General features: G+C 68.4%; 1 protein-coding gene and 1 pseudogene. Both read right to left on the bottom strand.

Going from position 1 to position 2,082, the window contains the following annotated elements:
- Nucleotides 1–63: 63 nt before the first annotated feature.
- A complete protein-coding gene (gene folP, locus AACZ35_RS13970; protein WP_339830326.1) occupies nt 64–960 on the bottom strand; it encodes a dihydropteroate synthase in 897 nt (298 codons plus the stop codon).
- A gap of 110 nt (nt 961–1,070) precedes the next feature.
- Nucleotides 1,071–2,082 (bottom strand): annotated as a pseudogene (locus AACZ35_RS13965) (ATP-dependent metalloprotease); the annotation flags it as partial.

The following is a 2,082-nucleotide window of genomic DNA, read 5'->3' as shown; positions in this document are numbered from 1 at the left end:
GGCGGCCCCGGTCAGGCAGGTGGGCGGCGAAACGTCCAAGCGCCTGGGCGCGCGCGCGGCGAACTAGTCGTCGTCGGGCCAGCTGATCGACGGCTTGGCCGGCGTCGCCTTCGGTGCCGGCTGGGCTGCCACGGCGGCCCATAGCTTCAGCGCATCCACGGTGGCCGCGACGTCGTGCACGCGCAGGATGCGGGCACCGTATTCGGCGGCCAGTACGGCGGCGGCCACCGAGGCATGCAGGCGTTCGCCGACCTCGCGGCCGGTGATCTCGCCCAGGAAACGCTTGCGCGACAGCCCGGCCAGCAGCGGCAGGCCCAGGTCGAGCAGACGCGATTGCTGGCGCAGTAGCAGCAGGTTGTGCGCACCGGTCTTGCCGAAGCCGTAGCCCGGATCGAGCACGATCGACTTCTTCGGAATGCCGGCCATTTCGCAGGCGAAGATGCGTTCGGCCAGGAACCGGTGCACGTCGCCGACCAGGTCGTCGTAATCGGGTGCGTCCTGCATCGTGCGCGGTTCACCCTGCATGTGCATCAGCACCACCGGCACGCCGGCCGCGGCCGCCGCGTCCAGCGCCCCCTCGCGACGAAGCGCGAAAACGTCGTTGATCAGGCCGGCGCCGGCGGCGACCGCCGCGCGCATGACCTCGGGCTTGGACGTGTCCACCGAGATCGGCAGCGAGGTTTCGGCGGCCAGGCGCTCGATCACCGGGATCACCCGGCGCAGCTCTTCTTCAACGGGTACCTCGCCCGCCCCGGGACGGGTGGATTCACCGCCGACGTCCAGCAGGTCCGCGCCCTCCGCGGCCAGCCGCAGGCCGTGGGCCACGGCGGCGTCGGTGGAATCGTGGGCACCGCCGTCGGAAAAAGAATCCGGCGTGACGTTGACGATGCCCATGACCCGGGGCACGTTGAGCTTCAGCAGGCGGCCGGCGCAGTCGAGGCTGGGAGTCAGGTCGAACATAGAAACCCCTGGGAAAATGTAGGAGCGCCTTCAGGCGCGAATCTCTTCTTTGCCAACGGCAAAGTCAAAAGATTCGCGCCTGAAGGCGCTCCTACATTACAGCGACCTGGTCAGGTCTGCGGCATCGGTCCGCCCAGCGGGCCGGCGGCCGGGCCGGGGCCCGGGTCGTCCTTGGAGATGCGGCCGGACTTGGCCCAGTCGGCCGGCGGGCCGGGGCGACGGCCTTCCATGATGGCGTCGATCTGGTGCGCGTCGATGGTTTCGTAGGTAAGAAGCGCCTCGGCCATCACGTGCAGCTTGTCCATGTTGGCCGTGAGGATTTCCTTGGTGCGCTGGTAGGCGCGATCAAGGATGCCGCGCACGACTTCATCGATCTTGCGGGCGGTGTCGTCCGAAACCGACTTGTGCTGCGTGACCGACCGGCCCAGGAACACCTCGTCCTCTTCGTCGCTGTAGGCGATCGGGCCCAGTTCGTCCGACAGGCCCCACTTGGTGGCCATGTTGCGGGCCATCTTGGTGGCGCGTTCGATGTCGTTGCTGGCGCCGGTGGTGACCTTGTCGGCGCCGAAGATCAGCTCTTCGGCAACGCGGCCGCCGTACAGCGAGCACAGCATCGATTCGATGTGCGTACGGTTGTAGGAATACTTGTCGCCTTCGGGCAGGTACATGGTGACGCCCAGCGCGCGGCCGCGCGGGATGATCGTCACTTTGTAGACCGGGTCGTGCTCGGGCACGACGCGGCCGACGATGGCGTGGCCGGCCTCGTGGTAGGCGGTGAGCTTCTTTTCGTCTTCGCTCATGGCCATCGAGCGGCGCTCGGCGCCCATCAGGATCTTGTCGCGGGCGCGGTCGAAGTGTTCCATGCGCACCGTCTTGGCGTTTTCGCGGGCCGCGAACAGCGCCGCCTCGTTGACCAGGTTGGCCAGGTCGGCGCCGCTGAAGCCCGGGGTGCCACGCGCGATGGTCATGGCCTCGACGTCGTCGTCGATCGGCACCTTGCGCATGTGCACCTTGAGGATCATCTCGCGGCCGCGCACGTCCGGCAGGCCGACGGTGACCTGGCGGTCGAAGCGGCCCGGGCGCAGCAGCGCCGGATCGAGCACGTCGGGGCGGTTGGTGGCG

Origin of the sequence: uncultured Arenimonas sp., assembly GCF_963976025.1 — a bacterium.
Classification (GTDB): Bacteria; Pseudomonadota; Gammaproteobacteria; order Xanthomonadales; family Xanthomonadaceae; genus Arenimonas.
The sequence above is the reverse complement of the archived record's forward strand: the minus strand, read 5'-3'. Positions and strand labels throughout refer to the sequence as shown.

Excerpts from the sequence above, each read along its gene's own strand:
- folP (WP_339830326.1), bottom strand. The coding sequence starts at position 960 with ATGTTCGACCTGACTCCCAGCCTCGACTGCGCCGGCCGCCTGCTGAAG.